We start from the raw sequence: 19,480 nt of genomic DNA on the forward strand, positions 1-19,480 counted from the left end.
AGTTACTCTTTCGGTTCTTCAATCACCGGCGGTGTACTCAGATCGCTGATCCCGGTTCCGGGCGGATTCTCTGCATAATAGAAATCGCCATTCACAGAAATGATGCCATTAGGAACCGGACGCTCTTCGATAGGAATATCTTTTAACGCTTTTTGCATAAAGCCTATCCAGATAGGTAATGCCAGACCACCGCCCGTTTCACGATTGCCGAGATTCTTCGGCTGATCAAAACCTATCCATGCAATCCCCACGATCTTGGCCTGGTAACCAGCGAACCAAGCGTCGAAAGAGTCATTCGTTGTTCCTGTTTTACCTGCCAGATCCGGACGCTTCAGCACCATGGCTTTGGCGGCAGTACCATAGCGCACCACGTCTTTCAACATGCTATCGATCAGGAATGCATTGCGTTCATCGATAACGCGGTTACTTTCATCGCCCGCTTTATCCGGTTTTGCAGTGACCAGCACATTGCCGTTGCTGTCGGTAATTTTGCTGATCAGATACGGGTTGATTTTATAGCCGCCATTCGCAAACACCGCGTATGCGCCTGCCATCTGCAATGGTGTCACTGCGCCAGCGCCGAGGGCGAGTGTCAGGTAAGGTGGATTTTTTTCCGGGAGAAAGCCAAAGCGGCTGGTGTATTCCTGCCCATATTTCGCCCCTATCCGGTTAAGGATACGAATCGAAATCATATTTTTCGATTTCGTCAGGCCCTTACGCATGGTCATCGGACCTTCGTATTTACCATCATAGTTTTTTGGTTCCCACGCCTGACCGCCGGTCTGACCTGCGTCAAAACTGATGGGTTCGTCATTGATGATGGTGGCCGGAGATAAACCTTTTTCCAGCGAAGCGGAGTAAATAAACGGCTTGAAACTGGAGCCCGGCTGACGCCATGCCTGTGTCACATGGTTGAATTTATTCAGGTCAAAATCAAAACCGCCGACCAGCGCTTTTATTGCGCCATCGGTGGTGCTGGCGGCCACGAACGCCGACTGCACTTCAGGCATCTGCGTGATGACCCAGTTTTTCCCTTCCTGCATCACGCGGATGACAGCACCGCGCTGTATACGTTTGTTGGCCGGCGCTTTTGCAGACAAGCCTGAAGCCGCAAAGTTGATGCCGGCTTCATCCATGCGAATTTCTTCACCCGAAGCCAGAATGGCGCGTACCGATTTTGGCGTGGCGTCGAGTACCATTGCCACCTGCAAGTCATCGCTATTCGAGTGCTCTGCGAGTGCTTTTTCAATCGCATCTTCCGCCGCTTCTTTTCCTTCCGGTATGCTGATAATTGCTTCCGGCCCGCGATAGCCATGGCGTTTTTCGTACTCCATCACCCCGCGGCGCAACGATAAATAAGCCGCATCCTGATCTGGCTTAGTGATCGTTGTGTAGACGTTCAGCCCGCGTGTATAGGTATCTTCTTTAAACTGCTCATACACCAGTTGGCGCGCCATTTCGGCGACGTATTCTGCGTGCACACCGAATTCGCTGCTGTCTGTTTTTGTGACCAGTTCTTCGGCCTTGGCTTGTTCATACTGATCATTGGTGATGTAGCCAAGTTGTCGCATCCGTTGCAGGATATATTGCTGACGTGCTGTCGCCCGTTTCGGATTAACGACTGGGTTGTAAGCAGAAGGAGCCTTCGGCAAGCCGGCCAACATCGCTGCTTCGGCAATCGTGAGGTCTTTCAGGTTTTTGCCAAAATAAATCTGCGCTGCCGACGAGAAGCCGTAAGCGCGTTGCCCCAGATAAATCTGGTTCATGTAAATTTCGAGAATCTGATCTTTGCTCAGATTTTGTTCTATCTTCCAGGCAAGCAGGATTTCGTAAATTTTTCGTTTAAAGGTTTGCTCGCTCGATAAAAAGAAATTACGCGCGACTTGTTGCGTAATCGTTGATGCACCTTGCTTGGCACCGCCAGTCAGATTGTGCAGAGCTGCACGTGTGATACCCAGATAATCAACACCGCCGTGTTCGTAGAAGCGATCATCTTCGATCGCGAGAACCGCTTTTTTCATGATGTCAGGGATCTGATCGAAACGAACGACATTCCTTCGCTCTTCACCAAACTCGCCAATTAATACATTGTCAGCAGAAAAAATGCGCAGAGGCATTTTCGGTTTGTAGCTGGTGATTGAATCAAGTTCGGGCAAATTCGGATAGGCCATGGTTAAGGCAAAACCAATGACAAGTGCCAGGGCGACACCTAAACCCAATAGTGTGCCTAAGGTAACAATGACGATACGACTGGCGAGGCTGCGTTTTGCACCTGCCTTATGGGTGTTCTTTTGAGAAAGTTCTTTTTCGTTATCCGTCATGTGTTTACTCAGTAACAATCGCGGCAGACATTATAACGGTTGTCACCTCGACAGCTGTTGAAACCTGATTCCCGGTTTGCGCCCGGACATGAAATTTGACCGAGCGTGGGGATTTGGCAACGGATTCTGAATATGCCCTTAGGAAAGTTCTTTACCAATACTGGCGATGTTGCTAGCATTTCACGTAGGCTTTTATAAGTGTCTCCTAAATAGCGGTTTTTAAAGAGATTTTTCGGTTTTCATTGATGGGTTTGTTTCAATTTGTAAAAAACGAACACTGAAGTGTTTAAAAAACGAACACTGTCGTGTTTAAAAAAACGGATGTGTTCATGAGGGGGTATTCTTGGCTTTAGATCTTGCTTCACTGCTCGGCAGAAAAAATCCGCCTCTTATCGGGTTGGATATCAGTTCGTTTGATATCAAACTGGTCGAACTTTCTGAGGGTAGCGATAAAGAATACCGGCTGGAACGCTATGCTTCCGAGCCTTTGCCTAAGGGCGCGATTCTGGACGGCAATATTGAAAACATCGAGCAGGTTTCTGACACGATTCGAAAATTGTTGAAGAAAAGCGGGTCCGGTTCAAAGAATGCTGCGGTTGCCATGCCTGCTGCAGCGGTCATTACAAAGAAAATATTTTTACCTGCAACGTTGAGTGATCAGGCCTTGGAAGTCCAGGTTGAATCTGAAGCAAGCCAATATATTCCGTTTTCTATGGATGAAGTCAGCCTTGATTTTTGTGTGATCGGCCCGGCTGCAAATCAGGAAGATGTCGAAGTGATGCTGGCGGCCTCACGTAAAGAAAAAATTGAAGATCGGGTTGCTGTTGTTCAGGCAGCGGGATTGCAGGCAAAAGTAATGGACATTGAGTCCTATGCGGCTCGCGCTGCAATGCAGCGTCTGATTGAAAAACAGGCCAACGAGGGACGTGATCAGGTTTTTGCTATTTTCCAGATTGGTACCAAACGAACTTATATCTACATCATGTTCAATGGTGAAGTGGTTTATGAACGTGAGCAGCAATTCGGCGGTGGGCAACTGACTCAGGATATCGTCAGGAATTACGGACTTTCTCAGGAAGAAGCCGAAATTAAAAAGAAAAACGGTGATCTACCTGATAGTTATGAAATGGAGCTGCTTGAGCCATTTTTAGAGAATGCTGCGTTAGAAGTAACCCGCGCAATTCAGTTTTTCTTTACATCCACTCCTTATACAAGAGTTGATCAGATTTTTCTGACTGGTGGTTGTGCTGTTGTTGCAGGACTTGTTGATATTGTCGCTGAGCGTACGAAGATTTCGACCGCGGTTATCAGTCCGTTTAAGGGGATGGAATTGGGTACAGGAGTAAATGAAAAAGCTTTGCGCAGTGAAGCACCTGCTTACACCGTTGCTTGCGGTCTCGCGCTGCGGAGATTTGACTAATGATAAAAATTAATCTTCTCCCTCATCGAGAGGAAAAGCGCAAACAGCGGGTTAAAGACTTTTATTCCCTCTTGCTATTGGCAGTGATCGTTGGTGCGTTAATTGTTGTGGTGGTTGGTGTATTTAATGCGCGAGAGCTTGCTATACAAACAGACAGGGTGAATTTCATCAAGAGCGAAAATGCAAAGCTCGACGAGAAAATTAAAGAAATCGCTACGTTGAAGCAAGAAATCGACTCTTTGAAAGCGCGCCAGCAGGCCGTTGAAGATTTGCAGAGTGACCGGAATCAGCCAGTGTTTTTATTGAGTGAACTGGTGACGCATACTCCGGAAGGCGTTTATTTGCGTGCGTTGAAACAGGATGGACAGCGTGTGACCTTGAATGGGTACGCGCAATCGCAAGAGCGGGTCGCTGAGTTTATTCGTAATCTAAGCAATAACTCTGAATGGATGTTTAAGCCGGAGCTGATTGATATCCACACAACAGGAATCGGACAAGGAAGGGACGCTAAAAAAGTTTCAGACTTTACTGTGAATGTTGGCATTAAACGCCCGCGTGAAAAAGAAGAATCGGCATCCGGTGTTGTGGCGAACCCGGTAAAAAATACGAGTGCTCCGAGTCCTGCTCGATAATGTAAAAAGGGAAGATCAGGAATGGCAACAAATGCAAAAGAATTTTTTGAAGGAATCAGCGAGCAATTCCGTGACCTGAATGGATTGCATCCTGGTTTGTGGCCGATTGCCCCGAGAATCGCTATGGCTTTTGCCTTGACGGTAGTGGTTCTGGTACTAGGTTGGTTTTTTTACTGGGATGGACAAACAGAGGAAATAAACCAAAAGCTGCAAGAAGAAGTTAAGTTGAAGCAGGACTACCGCGACAAAATGCAGCAAGCGATTAATCTGGATGCTTTGAAAGATCAACGCGGGTTGGTGTTGCAATATGTCGCTACGATGGAAAAGCAATTGCCGAGCAAGGCTGAAATGTATGCGTTGCTGTCGGATATTAATCAGGCGGGAACAGGACGTGGGTTGCAATTTGATTCGTTTAAACCTGGTGTCGTTATTGTCAAAGATTATTATGCTGAATTGCCGATTGATATCAAACTTGCTGGCAGTTACCATGATTTAGGCGAATTTGTTGCTGACATCGCAAAATTACCGAGGATCGTAACTTTGAATAACCTGGCTCTGACAAGCAGCAAAGATGGCGGGTTGACTTTGGATGTCGTCGCTAAAACATTCCGTTATCTGGATAAGGACGAAGTTTTAGCTCAGGCTAACCTGAAAAAGGCAGCAAAGAAATGATGTTTAGATATTTCAAAATACTGATACTGCTGTTGCCAGCAATTTTCCTTGCCGGTTGTGGCGACAATGGTGTTTCTGAGCTGACCGAGTGGATGAACTCAGTGAAGAAAGAGACCAAATTATCGATTCCTAAGCTGAGTCCACCTAAAGTGTATGTTCCTGTTGCTTATTCTGGTGCAGCAGACATTGATCCTTTTAATCCCGCTAAGCTTCTTGTTGTTCTTGCACGAATGAGAGATTCCGGTAATGGTTTTAAACCTGATATGGACAGGAGGAAAGAAGCTTTAGAGGCATTCCCTCTTGATGCGTTAAAAATGGTTGGTGTGATTGAAAAATCCGGGGTTAAGCAAGCTTTGGTGCAAGCAGATAAAACTGTTTTTCAGGCGAAAGCTGGTGGTTATATTGGACAAAATTTTGGACTGATGACACGAATTACTGATTCTGAGATTGAAATTAAAGAAACCATTCAAGATGCATCAGGGGAGTGGGTTGAACGTAACGTTAAGCTTGAGTTGCAGGAGAGTAAGAAATGAACGCGTTGATAAATATAAGTAAAAGGGGCGCCATGTTTTTTAAAGCCTGTATCTTTATGATGCTGGGCATTTGCCAGTTGGCTTTTGCCCAATCGAACAGTATTGAGTCAGTTGTTGCTAATCAACAAGGTTCGAATATTGTTGTGAAAGTTGGTTTGAAAAATCCAATCACAAAATTACCGGCTGGGTTTTCTATCGCGAATCCGGCTCGCATCGCACTTGATTTTGCTGATGTTTCGAATGCAACGGGCAAGGCAACGGTCGATGTCAATATCGGCGATTTACGTACAGTTACCCTTGTCGAGGCCTCAGGCCGTTCCCGGATGATATTCAATCTGAATAAGCCGTTGAATTACGCAACCGTGATCGAAGGTAAATTTCTGATTGTTACTATTGATGGTTCTGGCGGAGTTGCAACCGCAGTTAACTCACAAGGGCTTCCTGTTAATACTGAGAGCCCGATATCGACAAAGCCACAGATACGTGACATTGATTTCCGTCGCGGAGTTGCTGGCGATGGTCGGATAGTTGTTGATCTGCCTTTGAATCAGATTGCTGTGGACGTGCGTCAACAAGGACAAAAGATTTTGGTGACGTTCCAGAAAGTTGGTTTGCCTGAAGTCTTGCGTAAGCGTTTAGATGTTGCTGACTTTGGTTCTCCTGTGCAGATTATTACTACTACTCCAGTCGGTGATAACGTGCAGATGGTGATTGAGCCAAAAGGATTATGGGAACAAAGTAGCTATCAAAGTGATACGCAGTTTGTGCTTGAAGTGAAGCCTATCAAAGAAGATCCGAACAAGCTGACACAGGGCACACAAGGTTATAGGGGGGAACGCCTGTCATTTAATTTCCAGAACATCGAAGTTCGGGCAATTTTACAAATTATCGCCGAAGTAAGTGGCTTGAACGTTATCGCGAGCGATACTGTAACCGGAACTATCACTTTGCGTCTGAAAGACGTTCCGTGGGATCAGGCGTTGGATAACATTATGCAAATCAAGGGTCTTGATATGCGTAAGAACGGTAATGTGATCTGGATTGCACCTAAAGATGAATTGTTAACGAAAGAAAAACTGGAGCTGGAACAAAAAGCACAGATTGCAGATTTGGAACCGGTGAAGACTGAATCTTTTCAGTTGAATTATCAAAAAGCCGAAGCGTTTAAGCAAGTATTTGGTGTCGACGGTGCGTCCACAAATCGTATTTTGTCTAAGCGTGGTAGTGCTGTTATTGAACCTCGAACAAATCAGATATTTATCACTGACATCCCTTCAAAACTTGAAGAAGTTCGGAAGTTAATTCAAAAAACAGATATCGCTTCAAAGCAAGTGTTGATTGAGGCAAGGATTGTTGAAGCAGATGATAAATTCAGTAAAAACCTCGGTGCAAAATTAGGGTTCACAGATCTGCGTGGATTACGCGGTGGTGATGCAGGATATTCTGTCAGTGGAAATCAGCGCGTCGCTTTGACCGGCAATTATTTGGGTGTTGGTGAGCAAACTGGTCAGGCTAAGATTACCGATCAGAGTTTCGTGCCTAACTCACAGTTTGTCAGTCTGCCTGCTGCCGGTATTAATGGCTCAACACCAGGTAGTTTAGCTATCAGTTTGTTCTCTGCTGCCGCAAATCGCTTCTTGAATTTGGAGTTATCTGCACTAGAAGCCGATGGTAAAGGTAAGATTATCTCCAGCCCACGGGTTGTTACTGCGGATCAATTAAAGGCGTTAATTGAGCAGGGTACTGAATTACCTTACTTGGTGGCGACATCCAGTGGTGCTACATCGATTTTCTTCCGTAAAGCAACTTTGAGATTGGAAGTAACACCTCAGATCACCCCTGACGGTAACGTCATACTGGATGTTGAAGTGCACAAAGACAGTGTTGGTCAGGAAACACGCATGGGTTATGCAATTGATACTAAAGAAGTAAAAACGATGGTCTTGGTTGAAAATGGCGGTACCGTTGTGTTAGGTGGGATTTTCCAACAGACCGAACGTGATAATATTACGAAAATACCATTTTTTGGTGATATCCCGCTGTTTGGTAACTTGTTTAAGAATACCGGCCGCACAAATGACAAAACTGAATTGTTAATCTTCATTACGCCTAAAATCGTAACTGATAAGTTTAGTGTGAAGTAATACTGAACTTAGACTAACGCGCAGATTTGATAATTTTTAGCTTAACTACAGGTGTTACATGAAGACGTTTTTTCAAATAGTTTCTGGACTATTTTTGCTGGCAATCTTATCTGCGTGCGGTGGCGGCGGCGGTTCTGCTGGAACTAGCATGAACGGCGCTGCCTTGTTTACAACTGCGGCCGACAAGATTCAGATGCTTTATGGAGAAACTAAAACTTTTACAGTAGGTGGCGGTGTTCCATCATATTCAGTATCAAGTTCTGGAGCAGTTTCCGCAACTCTGACTGGAACAGCAATAACAGTTACTACCAATGCAACGGGGACTGGTACCGTGACGGTTACTGATAAAGCTGGTGCTAAGGTGTCTATCGAAGTCACTGTCGGAACCGGAGCAACACTTACTACCAGCGCTCCGGCGTCCATTACTGTTGGTGTTGGTGCTGTAACATCGAAATACTCTATTACTGGTGGAACTGGAGTGTATGCGGTAAATAGCGGTGATACTTCTATTGCGAACGTCGGCGTGTCCGGAAGTGTGTTTGTGATTGGTGGCGTCAGTACTGGTAAAACAACAGTTGTTGTAAAAGACAATGCAGGTCAATCTGTGAGCATTGATGTTACTGTGGTTGGTGGAACTCTTTCACTGTTTACGACAGCACCCTCTGCAGTTACGGTTCCATCGGGTAAAACAGTCTCTTACTCGATTTCAGGTGGCTCTGCACCTTACTCTGTCTCCAGTAATAACTCAGCGGCCGCTGACGTAAGCTTAAAACAAAATGGTACCGATTTTGATATCAAGGCCATCACGGCCGGGGCTGCTAATATTATCGTGACCGACGCATCCCGTAGTTCAGTCACCATTGCTGTAACTGTAACGACTCCAGCCGCAGGTACATTGTCTGTTTTGCCTGCTGGTGCTTCTGGTAGTGTCGGTGATACCTTAAAGTTTAATGTCGTTGGGGGCGTATTACCTTATAAGATTACCAATACTAATGATAGTATTGCCGTGGTTACAGCTTCCGGTAATGGATCTTCATTTACTGCGGCTTTAGGAAATGTAGGTAGCACAATTGTTACCATCATTGATTCCTTAGGAACAACCAGCAATATTACTATTGTAGTCAATGCTAATGCGTCAACTCTCCGTCTGGCGCCGAATGCTATCGAAGTCAGCGAACAATCGGTTGAATCTTTCCAATTGAAAATTTATGGTGGTTCTGCACCATATACTGCTTTCACTAGTGATCCTCAGTTTGGAGTTGTGTCCATTTCGGGGAATACTTATACAGTAGCGGCGCCAGGTGGTACAAATCGTCGATGCGTAACACCGACAACAGTGTTAGGTGTATATCCAGTATCTCTCACAGTGGTTGATAGTTTGGGTGCGTCTGCTGTTAGTATTATGTCGGTCAGAGATACTTTAGACTCTACTTGTAAATAATGGGAATTAAAGCAAGACAGTGTCGAATAATATTTTCTTAGTAGGTTTGATGGGCTCCGGCAAAACAACAGTAGGCCGGGCCCTGGCAAAGAAGCTTAATAAACGTTTCATTGATTCAGATCACGAAATCGAGGCGCGTACAGGCGTTTCGATTCCGGTGATTTTTGAAATTGAAGGTGAAGTCAGTTTTCGTCAGCGAGAGGCTGAGGTGATACGTGACTTAACCGCGCAAGACGGTATCGTGCTGGCAACAGGTGGTGGTGCTATTCTGAATAAAGATAGCCGCCGTTACCTGCAAGAGCGCGGTACCGTTATTTATTTGCACGCGAGTGTAAATAGTATTCTCCAGCGTACCCGCAACGATAAAAATCGGCCTTTGCTTCGTACTGCAGATCCGCGTAAAAAACTCGAAGAACTTGAGTCTCAACGTCACCCCTTATATCAGGAAATTGCTGATTTAGTCATAGAAACCGGACGTCCGAATGTTCAGCATCTGGTACAGAACATTCTGGATAAGTTGCCCCGGTCTGATGTCAGCGAACGATTTCCTCAGAAACATCTCAGTATGCATAAAACAGAAGCCGGATTTCACACACTGAATGTCGAGTTAGGCGATAGGTCTTACCCTATCACTATCGGTGCTGGCGTATTAAATGATGCCTCCGTATTGGCAGATCGCATCAAGGGTAAAAGCGTCGTTATCGTCACGAACACAGTGGTCGCCCCTTTGTACTTGCCTTCTCTTGAAAAAACGCTGCGCGGTATTGGCAAGACATGTAGTGCTGTGATTCTTCCAGATGGTGAGGAGCATAAACACTGGGGCAGTCTGATGATGATTTTTGATCATTTACTGGAGCAAAAGTGTGATCGTAAAATCACTTTGATTGCGCTTGGCGGTGGAGTGATCGGCGATATGACAGGATTTGCTGCCGCTACATACATGCGCGGTGTTCCATTCGTGCAGATTCCAACGACCTTATTGTCTCAGGTGGATTCGTCGGTCGGCGGTAAAACTGGCATTAATCATCCGCTCGGCAAGAATATGATCGGCGCGTTTTATCAGCCTCAGGCCGTTATTGCAGATACATCAACGCTGACTACGCTACCGGATAATGAATTATCCGCAGGTCTGGCTGAAATCATCAAACATGGTGCGATCATTGATCTGGCTTTTTTTGAGTGGCTGGAAGCTAACATGTTGAAGCTCCGGGCAAGATATGAACAAGCCTTAGCTTATGCGGTTATCCGCTCGTGCGAAATTAAAGCCGATGTCGTCAGACAGGACGAGCGGGAAGGTGGTTTGCGCGCAATTTTGAATTTCGGACATACCTTCGGACATGCGATTGAATCTGGTCTGGGATATGGAAAATGGCTGCATGGTGAAGCGGTTGGCTGTGGCATGGTCATGGCTGCGGATCTTTCCTGCCGCTTAGGCTATATTGATTTTGTGACTAAAACCAGAATTAAACAGCTAGTCGAAGCTGCGGGTTTACCGGTCATTGCACCGGACCTTGGCGAACAGCGTTGGTTAGAATTAATGGAAGTGGATAAGAAAAATGAAGGTGGGCAAATCAAATTTATTTTGCTAAAACCTTTAGGGCATTCCGTCATTACCAATGTGCCGGAAGAGTTATTATTACAAACCTTACGTCACTGTATTCTTGACCATAAATGAATTTCGCCGACGACCATTTAGCACCATACGCCGCCCAATCAGCAACATCACGTGGGCGGCTTTTTATTGAGCCGTCATCCGGTTCACGCACTGAGTTCCAGAGGGACCGGGATCGTATCATTCATTGCTCCGCATTCCGGCGGCTGGAATATAAGACCCAGGTGTTCGTGAATCACGAAGGCGATTTGTTCAGGACGCGGCTGACGCACAGCCTGGAAGTCGCGCAGATAGGTCGTTCTATCGCACGTAACCTGCGACTCAACGAGGATTTGGTGGAAGCGATTGCACTCGCGCATGATCTCGGCCATACACCTTTCGGTCATGCGGGGCAGGATGCCTTAAATGCCAGCATGCAGCCTTATGGCGGCTTCGAGCATAACCTGCAAAGCTTGCGCATCGTAGATCAACTTGAGGAGCGATATGCGGGCTTTGATGGATTGAACTTATGCTTTGAAACACGCGAAGGTATCCTCAAGCATTGCTCCTTGTCCAATGCCACTGCACTCGGCGACGTTGGGCAGCGGTTTATCAATAAAACTCAGCCTGGTCTTGAAGCGCAACTGACAAATCTGGCAGATGAAATCGCCTATAACAATCATGATATTGATGACGGACTACGCTCCGGGTTGCTGACTGAGGCGCAGATGATGGAAGTCGATTTCTTCGCCCGCCATCGTGCTGAGGTTAGTGCGGCATATCCGGGTGTACAGGGGCGCCGGGCAATTTCAGAAACCATACGACGCATGATCAACACCCTTATCACTGATCTGATTGAAACCTCTGCATCGCGCATCCGCGATTGTGCTCCTCAATCTGTCGATGATGTCAGAAACAGCAGCAAACTGATCGCTTTCTCGGATGCCAGATTTGAAGAAGCCAAATTGCTTAAGCAATTTTTACATCACCATTTGTACCGGCATTATCAGGTCAACCGTATGACGTCGAAGGCGCGCAGAATCATTAAAGAATTATTCGACACGATGATAGCTGAACCTAACTTGTTGCCGCCAGATTATCAGGTGGCGCATGAATCGCGGAATCACGACAACGGTAATTTACAAGCGCGAAAAATAGCCGATTACGTCGCAGGTATGACTGATCGTTATGCAATACGTGAACATAGACGCCTGTTTTCTATGCAAGAAATTTAATCTGCTGCTGTATCACATTTATTGTGGAGTTCCTTATGTTTTCTGATCATTCCTTATCTAAAAGACGCTTACTGCTGGCTGTTTCGCTGACGACGATAGCGATGTCCGTCCACGCGATTTCCTTCAGTGATTTAAGTAATAAAGATGCCAGCACTGGCTTGAAAGCGGCGCTGGACAAGGGCAGTGTGGCCGCGGTCGCCAAACTTGGCGTGGAAAACGGTTTTCTGAATAATGAGAAGGTCAGAATACCGCTGCCATCGGTGCTGGAAAAAGCGCGGCCAATATTGAAAATGACCGGAAAGTCGCAGCAGCTCGATGAGCTTGTGTTGTCAATGAACCGTGCTGCTGAATCAGCCGTGCCTTTGGCGAAGCCGTTGTTAATCAACGCGGTCAAATCAATGACACTGACTGACGCAAAAAATATTCTGACTGGCGGCGAGACATCGGTCACCGATTTTTTCAAAGAGAAAACAGCGGCACCGTTAGCGGTCAAATTTTTGCCTCTGGTGAAGAATGTGACGGATAAGGCAGGCTTATCTTCTAAGTACAACAATATGATGGGACAAGCGCAGAAATTCGGCGTGGTCCCGGCACAAGAGTCAACGGTGGAAGGCTATGTGACGCAGCGAGCATTAGATGGTCTGTATCTCATGATTGCGGAAGAAGAAAAGGCGATACGCAAAGATCCGCTTGGTTCCGGCAGCAAAGCGATCAGCCAGGTTTTCAGCTTACTGAAATAAGCGACCGCAGTGCTGCATGTTGATTGTCTCTTTTTGCGCTCTTGACAAAAATCAATTCTGATCAGAATTGGTGAAAAAAATTTCGCCTTTTGATGAAACAGATTTGATGGAAAATTGTTTTCTCTGCGGAAACCCAGAAAACATGAGGTCTTCAACGGGATTACGAATGACGAGTGTTGACAGAAAATAGCTTGCGTAGTTTTACTTAAGTAGCTTTTGTTGCAATGCAAAAAGAATTTTCTGGTAATTTGTATGGGTAGTACGTCGAAAAGCAAATATTCAAATTCATACAAATAATCTGGAGACCGACATGTCATACAAAATGAAAGCTGTTATTGCATCTGCACTCGTAAGCTGGTCCGTAGCAGGTATTGCTGCCGAACCGATCAAGATCGGCGTTTCCGGCCCGCTGACTGGCGGCTCTGCACCGATGGGCGTTTCGATGCGCGATGGCGTCAAAATTGCTGTTGCTGAAATCAATGCAAAAGGCGGTGTACTTGGTCGTCAGTTCCAACTCGTTGAACGTGATGATGAAGCCAAGAACGAACGCGGCGTTCAGGTCGCGCAAGAGCTGATCAATAAAGAAAAAGTGGTCGCTACCGTCGGCTACGCAAACACCGGCGTGGCTCTGGCTTCACAGCGCTTCTATCAGGAAGCTAAAATTCCGGTCATGAATAACATCGCTACCGGTACTGCAATCACCAAGCAGTTCGTTGCGCCAGAACACAAAGATAACTACATCTTCCGTATTGCTGCCAGTGATACGATTCAATCCGCAATGATTGTGGAAGAAGCGATCGGCAAGCATAAATTCACTAAAGTGGCGATTCTTGCTGACTCCACCAACTATGGACAATTAGGCCGCGAAGATTTGGAAAAAGCGCTGGCAGCAAAAGGCATCAAGCCAGTTGCAGTAGAAAAATTCAATATCAAAGATGTGGATATGACGGCGCAATTGCTGAAAGCCAAACAAGGCGGCGCACAAGCGATTCTGACTTACGGTATCGGCCCTGAATTGGCGCAGATCGCCAATGGGATGGAAAAGCTTGGCTGGAAAGTACCGATGATAGGCAGCTGGACATTATCGATGGGTAACTTCCTTGATAACGCTGGCAAAAATGGCGATGGCGCACGTATGCCACAGACCTTCATTCAAGACGCGACAACACCGAAACGCAAGTCCTTCATTGATGCCTATCAGAAGGCTTACAAAGTTGAGCGTATTCCTTCACCAGTCTCTGCTGCACAAGGCTACGACTCTATCTACGTGCTTGCTGCAGCGATCAAACAGGCCGGTACTACTGACGGCGTGAAAGTTCGTGAAGCGCTCGAAAATCTGACTGAAAAAGTCGATGGTGTTGTAACGACTTACAACAAACCATTTACCCACGACGATCACGAAGCGATCAAAACTGGTATTCCAGTGATGGGTGAAGCCAAAGGCGGTCACATCGTTCTGGCTAAATAAAACGTCGTCTTTTAGCTGTCATCAGAGTCAGGTCTGCGGCAATTCAGGCAAGATCTGACTCGTTTCTCTGTACTGCATCATCAAGACCACATCGCTTGCATTGAATGGCTCGGCCATGTCTGCAGCTGTTATGTGAGTCTTGTGTCGTGCTCTCCATTAGGTAAATGAAAATGGAAATTTTATTACAGTTAGTGTTCAGTGGTATCGCTCTTGGCATGATCTACGCGGTCATCGCATTTGGATATCAACTGACCTTTGCCACTTCCGGCACCCTGAATTTCGGTCAGGGCGAATCATTGATGCTGGGCGCGCTGGTCGGCCTGAGTGTGGTCGGTAATATTCATGGCGGCCCTTACATGAATTACTGGCTGATGATTCCTATCGTCATCGTCTTCGGTGGCTTGCAAGGGATGTTCGTTGAATGGATAGGTGTGCGTCCGGCGATCAAAATCAAATCAGAGTTTGGCTGGATTATGTCCACGATTGCGCTCGCGATTATCTTTAAAAATGTCGCTGAAAATATCTGGGGTAAAGACGATCTGACTTTCCCGTCGCCATTGTCTGCTGCACCGTTTCAAATTTTCGGCGCGAACGTGCAGGCAATGCAAATCGTCGTCGTGGTTGGCGCGCTGGCGATTATGCTGGCGGTGGAATTATTCAACCGCAAATCAATTTACGGTAAAGCCGTGGTGGCAACCTCGAATGACCGCGATGCGGCTGGCCTGATGGGGATTAACACCAGCCTCGTGATCACCTTCTCTTATGCATTATCGTCGGCCACAGCGGCGTTTGCAGGCGTGCTGGTGGCACCGTTGACACTGACTGGTGCAACGATGGGTTCTGCGCTCGGCCTGAAGGCATTTGCGGTGGCGATTATCGGTGGTCTGACTTCCGGTGTCGGTGCAATTGTCGGTGGCCTGATTTTAGGTGTGGCGGAAACGCTCACAGGTTTTTATATTTCGACAGGTTACAAAGAAGTACCTGGCCTGGTATTGCTGTTGCTGGTTCTGGCATTTAAACCTGCTGGTCTGTTCGGCAAAGCAGCGATCAAAAAGGTATAAGGAATAAACATGAACAAGAAAACCTTAGCTTTTTCAATTCTCGGCATTATTGCCCTGATACTGTTTCCGATGATAGTACATAACCCGTACTACATACATCTCGCCGAAACGATTTTAATTTACGCGATTTTATTGTTCGGTCTGGACATCGTTGTCGGTTACACCGGCCAGGTATCGCTCGGACATGCAGGTCTGTTCGGAATCGGCTCGTACACCACAGGCGTGCTGTATTTCAAGCTGGGTATGCCGATTTTGGTGGCGCTCCCCGCCAGTATCGGTGTGACCGCTATTTTTGGAGCCTTGCTGGCCTTGCCTGCGCTGCGCGTCACCGGCCCTTATCTGGCGATGGTGACACTGGCATTCGGCACCATTATTCAGATTCTGATCAACGAAATGACGTTTCTGACCGAAGGCCCGATGGGGATCAAGGTTGCGAAGCCAATTCTGTTTGGTCAAAAACTGAGTGAAGTCGGTAACTTCTATTTGGTCGCCGGCATGATGGTCGTGGCGATGATTGTGGTGCATCGCATTTTGCGCTCGCATCTCGGCCGTGCTTTTCAGGCCTTGCGTGACAGCCCGATCGCGTCTGATTGCATGGGCGTTTCCGTCTATCGCTATAAAGTGTATGCGTTCATTATCAGTGCGGCACTGGCTGGTCTGTCGGGTAGCCTGTATGCGTATTCCGAAGAATACATTTCGCCGAATACGTATAACTTTGAGCTGACGATTATGTTCTTGCTCGCAGTGATCATGGGTGGCCGCAAGTCGCGTATCGGTTCTTTGCTGGGGGCGTTTATTGTGGTGATGCTGCCGTCGTTACTGGCAGACATTGAGCTGTTCCGCAAGATTGCGACCGTTGCTGCGGTGATTGGTATTGCCGGTGCTGCCTTTACTATCGCCAAGGGACGTAAAACAGCGAAGGAATTGCTGGTGCCGGTGGCGGCTGTTGTCGGTATGGCGATCTTCTCCTACAAGCTGGAAAATATCACCGACTGGCGTTTGACGGTGTTCGGTCTGATGACGCTGTTCGTGGTGTATTACCTGCAGGATGGTATCGTTGGTTTCGTCAATTCCTTGTTAGGTAAAGGCCCGCGCCACTTATTGGCGAAAGCCGGTGAGCTGAGCGGCGGTGAAGATCTGGCGATCGTCAAAGCCAACGGCGAACGTGTCGGTGTGTTGTTGAGCGCACGCCAGTTGCTGATGCAATTCGGCGGCTTGAAAGCCTTGAATCAGGTGGATTTGCAAATCGCCAAAGGCACGGTACATGGCTTGATCGGACCGAACGGTTCCGGTAAGAGCACCATGATGAACGTGCTGACCGGTATCTATAAACCTACCGATGGCGTGGTCGAGTTCGGTGGCAAAGTGATCTCCGGCACCACACCTTCAGAAATCGCGCTGGGCGGTGTTGCGCGGACTTTCCAGAATGTGCAACTGTTCGGTGAAATGACCGCAACAGAAAACGTGCTGGTCGGTTTGCACAATACTTTCCGCAGCAATGTGTTTGACGTGATGATACACAGCCCGCGTTATCTGCGTGAAGAGCGCGAAGCGCGTGCACGGGCGGCGAGTATTCTCAACTTTGTTGGTCTGGCTGATCTGGCGAATGAAGAAGCGCGGAATCTGCCTTACGGCAAACAACGCTTGCTGGAAATTGGTCGCGCACTGGGGCTGAATCCACAGTTGCTGTTACTGGATGAGCCTGCGGCTGGTCTCACCGCACCGGACATCAAAGACCTCATCGCGATCATTCGTAAAATCCGCGAGCACGATATCACCATCATTCTGATTGAACATCACATGGACGTGGTGATGTCGATTTGCGATACCGTGACCGTGCTCGATTTTGGTCAGAAAATTTCTGAAGGCAAGCCAGCCGAAGTGCAGGCAGACCCGAAAGTAATCGAAGCGTATCTCGGTGGCAGCGTCAGTGATGACCTGGGGTCTGCTGCCCCATCGACCGCCACCGCCTGAGGAGATCAGTATGTTAAGTATTTCAAATTTACACGCGGCTTACGGCAAGGTGGAAGTCTTGCATGGTATTTCGCTGGACGTGCCTAAGGGCAAAGTGGTGACGCTGATAGGCTCGAATGGCGCTGGCAAAACCACGACCATGCGCGCGATTTCCGGCATGCTGAAACCGAAACAAGGCACCGTTACTTTGCATGGTAAAGATGTGACCGGGTTGGACTCGCATAAGATCGCGCGCGCTGGCCTTGCCCATTCACCGGAAGGTCGCCGTGTCTTCGCCACGATGTCGGTAACAGATAATTTACTGCTAGGTGCGTTTCCGCGTTTTACCCGTTCGCGCCCGCGTGGCGATATCGAAAGCGATCTGCAAAAAGCGATGGAATTATTTCCACGCCTGCGTGAACGCCGTCACCAACTAGCCGGAACTTTATCCGGTGGTGAGCAGCAAATGCTGGCGATGGCGCGCGCCGTCATGCTGAATCCGGAAGTGATTTTGCTGGACGAGCCATCGATGGGGTTGGCGCCGATCTTGGTGGATGAAGTGTTTCGTATCATCCAGCGACTCAAGCAGGAAGGCCGCACCATGTTGCTGGTGGAACAGTTTGCCGCCGCCGCACTTGCTGTTGCTGATTACGGTTACGTCTTGGAAAATGGTCGCATCTCGGTGCACGGCCCAGCTGATAAATTACAAAATGATCCGGCAGTGAAAGCAGCGTATCTGGGTGGTGGCTCACATCATTAAATGAAGTAAGTCAGAAGTCAAAACGAAAGAGGGGGAGTTCACATACTCCCCCTATTTTTTTATAAAATCGGTCTATTGTCAGCAGAAAATAAGGGTGGTTTACATATACTGGGGGGAGTATATTTGATGCTCTTAATGGAATTTCCTGATACTTCGTTGCAGGATTTGTCGTGATCTGATACTGAAACACGGATGCGATAGAAATACAGCCACATTTTTTAAGCAGCGTTCCATGAAAAAGCGCCCATCACTTTATTGCGTGATGGGCGCTACTGTGCTGATGCCGGAAAAAATGTGCTGGCGAATCTGTCAGTAAATCTGTTAGTGAAATTGCTTAGAAACCTGTCCGCTATTAACCCTGCAAATGGCGCAGCGGATGTGCGTGTGCCGGCCACACTTCGGTAAAGAACTGTGTGATCTGTTCCTGACTCACATCGCGCAGATGCGCGGGCGACCATTGCGGCATATTGTCTTTATCAACGACCAGGGCCCGCACGCCTTCCAGCACTTCGCCATGTTTGAAGCAATGGCGTACCATGGCGCGTTCCATGCGCAGACAGTCAGCCACATTCTGACGTGCACCGCGCCGCAGTTGTTCTAGTGTGACGCACATCAGTAAAGGCGAACGCTTCTCCATCGTGACCAGCGTTTGTTGGGCAAATGCATCGCTGTTGTTGCTTAATTTTTCTGCGATGGTTAGCACGTTGTTGCCACTGAAAAACTGATCAATCAAGGTGCGCTGGCTGGCAAGTTTGCTGCTGGCCGGATCGGCCTGTGACGCAAATGGCGCAGCAAATTCACGTATCGCCAGCCGTATATCCTGCGCGTTGCTGGTCTCCAGCATGGACAGTAATGCCGGTAACTCGGACGTCGGAATATAGACGTCGGCGAGGCCTGCATACAAGGCATCTGCGGCGGCGATGATGTCGCCAGTCAGACCGAGATAAGTACCGATTTCACCCGGTGTTCGCGACAGGAAATAACTGCCGCCGACATCGGGAAATAAACCGATGTTCACTTCCGGCATCGCCATTTTGGTACGCTCGGTAACGATGCGCAGACGGCAATTTTCACCTGCTTGCGCAATGCCCATACCGCCACCCATCACCACACCATTCATCAACGCAATGTAGGGTTTGGGGTAAAAATGTATCAAATGATTTAACGCATATTCTTCGGTAAAGAAATCTTCAAGCAGGGCGCTGTCACCGCTTGGCGTAGCGGTGCCGACATCATAAAAAAAACGGATGTCGCCACCGGCACAAAATGCTTTTTCACTACTGCTGTGAATGAATACTGCACGGATCGTTGTATCGTCTCGCCATGCCAATAAAGTCGCGGTGAGTGTGCGCACCATGTCCAGCGATAAGGAGTTCAATGCTTTGGGGCGGTCGAGAGTGATGTAGCCGATCTGATTTTTAACGGAAGTGATTACGTATTCGCTCATGTAGATACCATTAACATAGTCGTGACAGGGCATTCATTTTATTCCTGTTTGCACATCGTCAG

General features: G+C 47.6%; 15 protein-coding genes. 13 read left to right on the plus strand and 2 right to left on the minus strand.

The genetic code is table 11. The annotated features are described in order from the left end of the window. Positions 1 to 2: 2 nt before the first annotated feature. A complete protein-coding gene (locus H8K26_RS02845) occupies positions 3 to 2,321 on the minus strand; it encodes a penicillin-binding protein 1A (RefSeq protein WP_190477155.1) in 2,319 nt (772 codons plus the stop codon). 343 nt (positions 2,322 to 2,664) lie between these two features. Between H8K26_RS02845 and H8K26_RS02850 the strand changes: the two genes are divergently transcribed. The 13 genes from H8K26_RS02850 to H8K26_RS02910 all read left to right on the plus strand — a co-directional run bounded on the left by H8K26_RS02850 (position 2,665) and on the right by H8K26_RS02910 (position 17,971). Then, positions 2,665 to 3,741 carry a pilus assembly protein PilM gene (locus H8K26_RS02850; RefSeq protein ID WP_186884664.1) on the plus strand — a complete coding sequence of 359 codons (1,077 nt, stop codon included), beginning with the start codon at positions 2,665 to 2,667 and terminating at the stop codon, positions 3,739 to 3,741. Next, the gene (locus tag H8K26_RS02855) at positions 3,741 to 4,373 is read left to right on the plus strand and encodes a PilN domain-containing protein (RefSeq protein WP_190477156.1); all 633 of its coding nucleotides are present in this window, start codon (positions 3,741 to 3,743) and stop codon (positions 4,371 to 4,373) included. Before H8K26_RS02850 ends, H8K26_RS02855 begins: the two co-directional genes overlap by 1 nt. 21 nt (positions 4,374 to 4,394) lie before the next feature. After that, positions 4,395 to 5,045 (plus strand): type IV pilus inner membrane component PilO, encoded by a 651-nt coding sequence (locus tag H8K26_RS02860; protein WP_190477157.1) that lies wholly within the window; start codon positions 4,395 to 4,397, stop codon positions 5,043 to 5,045. After that, a complete protein-coding gene (locus H8K26_RS02865; protein ID WP_223826797.1) occupies positions 5,042 to 5,578 on the plus strand; it encodes a pilus assembly protein PilP in 537 nt (178 codons plus the stop codon). The genes H8K26_RS02860 and H8K26_RS02865 overlap by 4 nt, the downstream gene beginning before the upstream one ends. 32 nt (positions 5,579 to 5,610) lie before the next feature. Then, entirely contained in the window at positions 5,611 to 7,722 is a 2,112-nt protein-coding gene (pilQ, locus tag H8K26_RS02870) for a type IV pilus secretin PilQ (protein WP_190477637.1), read from the plus strand. Between the two features lie 58 nt (positions 7,723 to 7,780). Then, a complete protein-coding gene (locus H8K26_RS02875; protein ID WP_190477159.1) occupies positions 7,781 to 9,163 on the plus strand; it encodes a hypothetical protein in 1,383 nt (460 codons plus the stop codon). 49 nt (positions 9,164 to 9,212) lie between these two features. Then, on the plus strand, positions 9,213 to 10,838 hold the full coding sequence (aroKB, locus tag H8K26_RS02880) for a bifunctional shikimate kinase/3-dehydroquinate synthase AroKB (RefSeq protein WP_390366132.1): 1,626 nt from the start codon (positions 9,213 to 9,215) through the stop codon (positions 10,836 to 10,838). After that, a complete protein-coding gene (locus H8K26_RS02885; protein ID WP_190477163.1) occupies positions 10,835 to 11,989 on the plus strand; it encodes a deoxyguanosinetriphosphate triphosphohydrolase in 1,155 nt (384 codons plus the stop codon). The genes aroKB and H8K26_RS02885 overlap by 4 nt, the downstream gene beginning before the upstream one ends. A 35-nt stretch (positions 11,990 to 12,024) precedes the next feature. Continuing rightward, positions 12,025 to 12,729, plus strand: a complete 705-nt coding sequence (locus H8K26_RS02890; protein ID WP_190477166.1) for a DUF4197 domain-containing protein — start codon at positions 12,025 to 12,027, stop codon at positions 12,727 to 12,729. A gap of 310 nt (positions 12,730 to 13,039) precedes the next feature. Continuing rightward, on the plus strand, positions 13,040 to 14,197 hold the full coding sequence (locus H8K26_RS02895; RefSeq protein ID WP_186884672.1) for an ABC transporter substrate-binding protein: 1,158 nt from the start codon (positions 13,040 to 13,042) through the stop codon (positions 14,195 to 14,197). Between the two features lie 170 nt (positions 14,198 to 14,367). Continuing rightward, positions 14,368 to 15,258: a branched-chain amino acid ABC transporter permease gene (locus tag H8K26_RS02900; protein WP_186884673.1), complete on the plus strand. Its 891-nt coding sequence runs from the start codon at positions 14,368 to 14,370 to the stop codon at positions 15,256 to 15,258. A 9-nt stretch (positions 15,259 to 15,267) separates the two neighbouring features. Next, a complete protein-coding gene (locus H8K26_RS02905; protein WP_190477168.1) occupies positions 15,268 to 17,232 on the plus strand; it encodes a branched-chain amino acid ABC transporter ATP-binding protein/permease in 1,965 nt (654 codons plus the stop codon). Between the two features lie 10 nt (positions 17,233 to 17,242). Further along, positions 17,243 to 17,971: an ABC transporter ATP-binding protein gene (locus tag H8K26_RS02910; RefSeq protein ID WP_186884675.1), complete on the plus strand. Its 729-nt coding sequence runs from the start codon at positions 17,243 to 17,245 to the stop codon at positions 17,969 to 17,971. A 352-nt stretch (positions 17,972 to 18,323) separates the two neighbouring features. Here the strand turns inward: H8K26_RS02910 and H8K26_RS02915 are convergent, their stop codons facing one another. Next, on the minus strand, positions 18,324 to 19,418 hold the full coding sequence (locus tag H8K26_RS02915; RefSeq protein WP_190477170.1) for an enoyl-CoA hydratase/isomerase family protein: 1,095 nt from the start codon (positions 19,416 to 19,418) through the stop codon (positions 18,324 to 18,326). Positions 19,419 to 19,480 lie beyond the last annotated feature (62 nt).

Origin of the sequence: Cognatundibacterium aquatile, from assembly GCF_014699135.1 — a bacterium.
Classification (GTDB): domain Bacteria; phylum Pseudomonadota; class Gammaproteobacteria; order Burkholderiales; family Burkholderiaceae_D; genus Undibacterium; species Undibacterium aquatile.

Bases quoted from the DNA above. Each gene is read 5' to 3' on its own strand.
- H8K26_RS02855 (WP_190477156.1), top strand. From the start codon at position 3,741: ATGATAAAAATTAATCTTCTCCCTCATCGAGAGGAAAAGCGCAAACAG.
- H8K26_RS02905 (WP_190477168.1), top strand. From the start codon at position 15,268: ATGAACAAGAAAACCTTAGCTTTTTCAATTCTCGGCATTATTGCCCTG.
- H8K26_RS02915 (WP_190477170.1), bottom strand. From the start codon at position 19,418: ATGAGCGAATACGTAATCACTTCCGTTAAAAATCAGATCGGCTACATC.
- H8K26_RS02875 (WP_190477159.1), top strand. From the start codon at position 7,781: ATGAAGACGTTTTTTCAAATAGTTTCTGGACTATTTTTGCTGGCAATC.
- pilQ (WP_190477637.1), top strand. From the start codon at position 5,611: ATGTTTTTTAAAGCCTGTATCTTTATGATGCTGGGCATTTGCCAGTTG.
- H8K26_RS02900 (WP_186884673.1), top strand. From the start codon at position 14,368: ATGGAAATTTTATTACAGTTAGTGTTCAGTGGTATCGCTCTTGGCATG.
- aroKB (WP_390366132.1), top strand. From the start codon at position 9,213: ATGGGCTCCGGCAAAACAACAGTAGGCCGGGCCCTGGCAAAGAAGCTT.
- H8K26_RS02845 (WP_190477155.1), bottom strand. From the start codon at position 2,321: ATGACGGATAACGAAAAAGAACTTTCTCAAAAGAACACCCATAAGGCA.
- H8K26_RS02865 (WP_223826797.1), top strand. From the start codon at position 5,042: ATGATGTTTAGATATTTCAAAATACTGATACTGCTGTTGCCAGCAATT.
- H8K26_RS02895 (WP_186884672.1), top strand. From the start codon at position 13,040: ATGTCATACAAAATGAAAGCTGTTATTGCATCTGCACTCGTAAGCTGG.
- H8K26_RS02860 (WP_190477157.1), top strand. From the start codon at position 4,395: ATGGCAACAAATGCAAAAGAATTTTTTGAAGGAATCAGCGAGCAATTC.
- H8K26_RS02885 (WP_190477163.1), top strand. From the start codon at position 10,835: ATGAATTTCGCCGACGACCATTTAGCACCATACGCCGCCCAATCAGCA.
- H8K26_RS02910 (WP_186884675.1), top strand. From the start codon at position 17,243: ATGTTAAGTATTTCAAATTTACACGCGGCTTACGGCAAGGTGGAAGTC.
- H8K26_RS02890 (WP_190477166.1), top strand. From the start codon at position 12,025: ATGTTTTCTGATCATTCCTTATCTAAAAGACGCTTACTGCTGGCTGTT.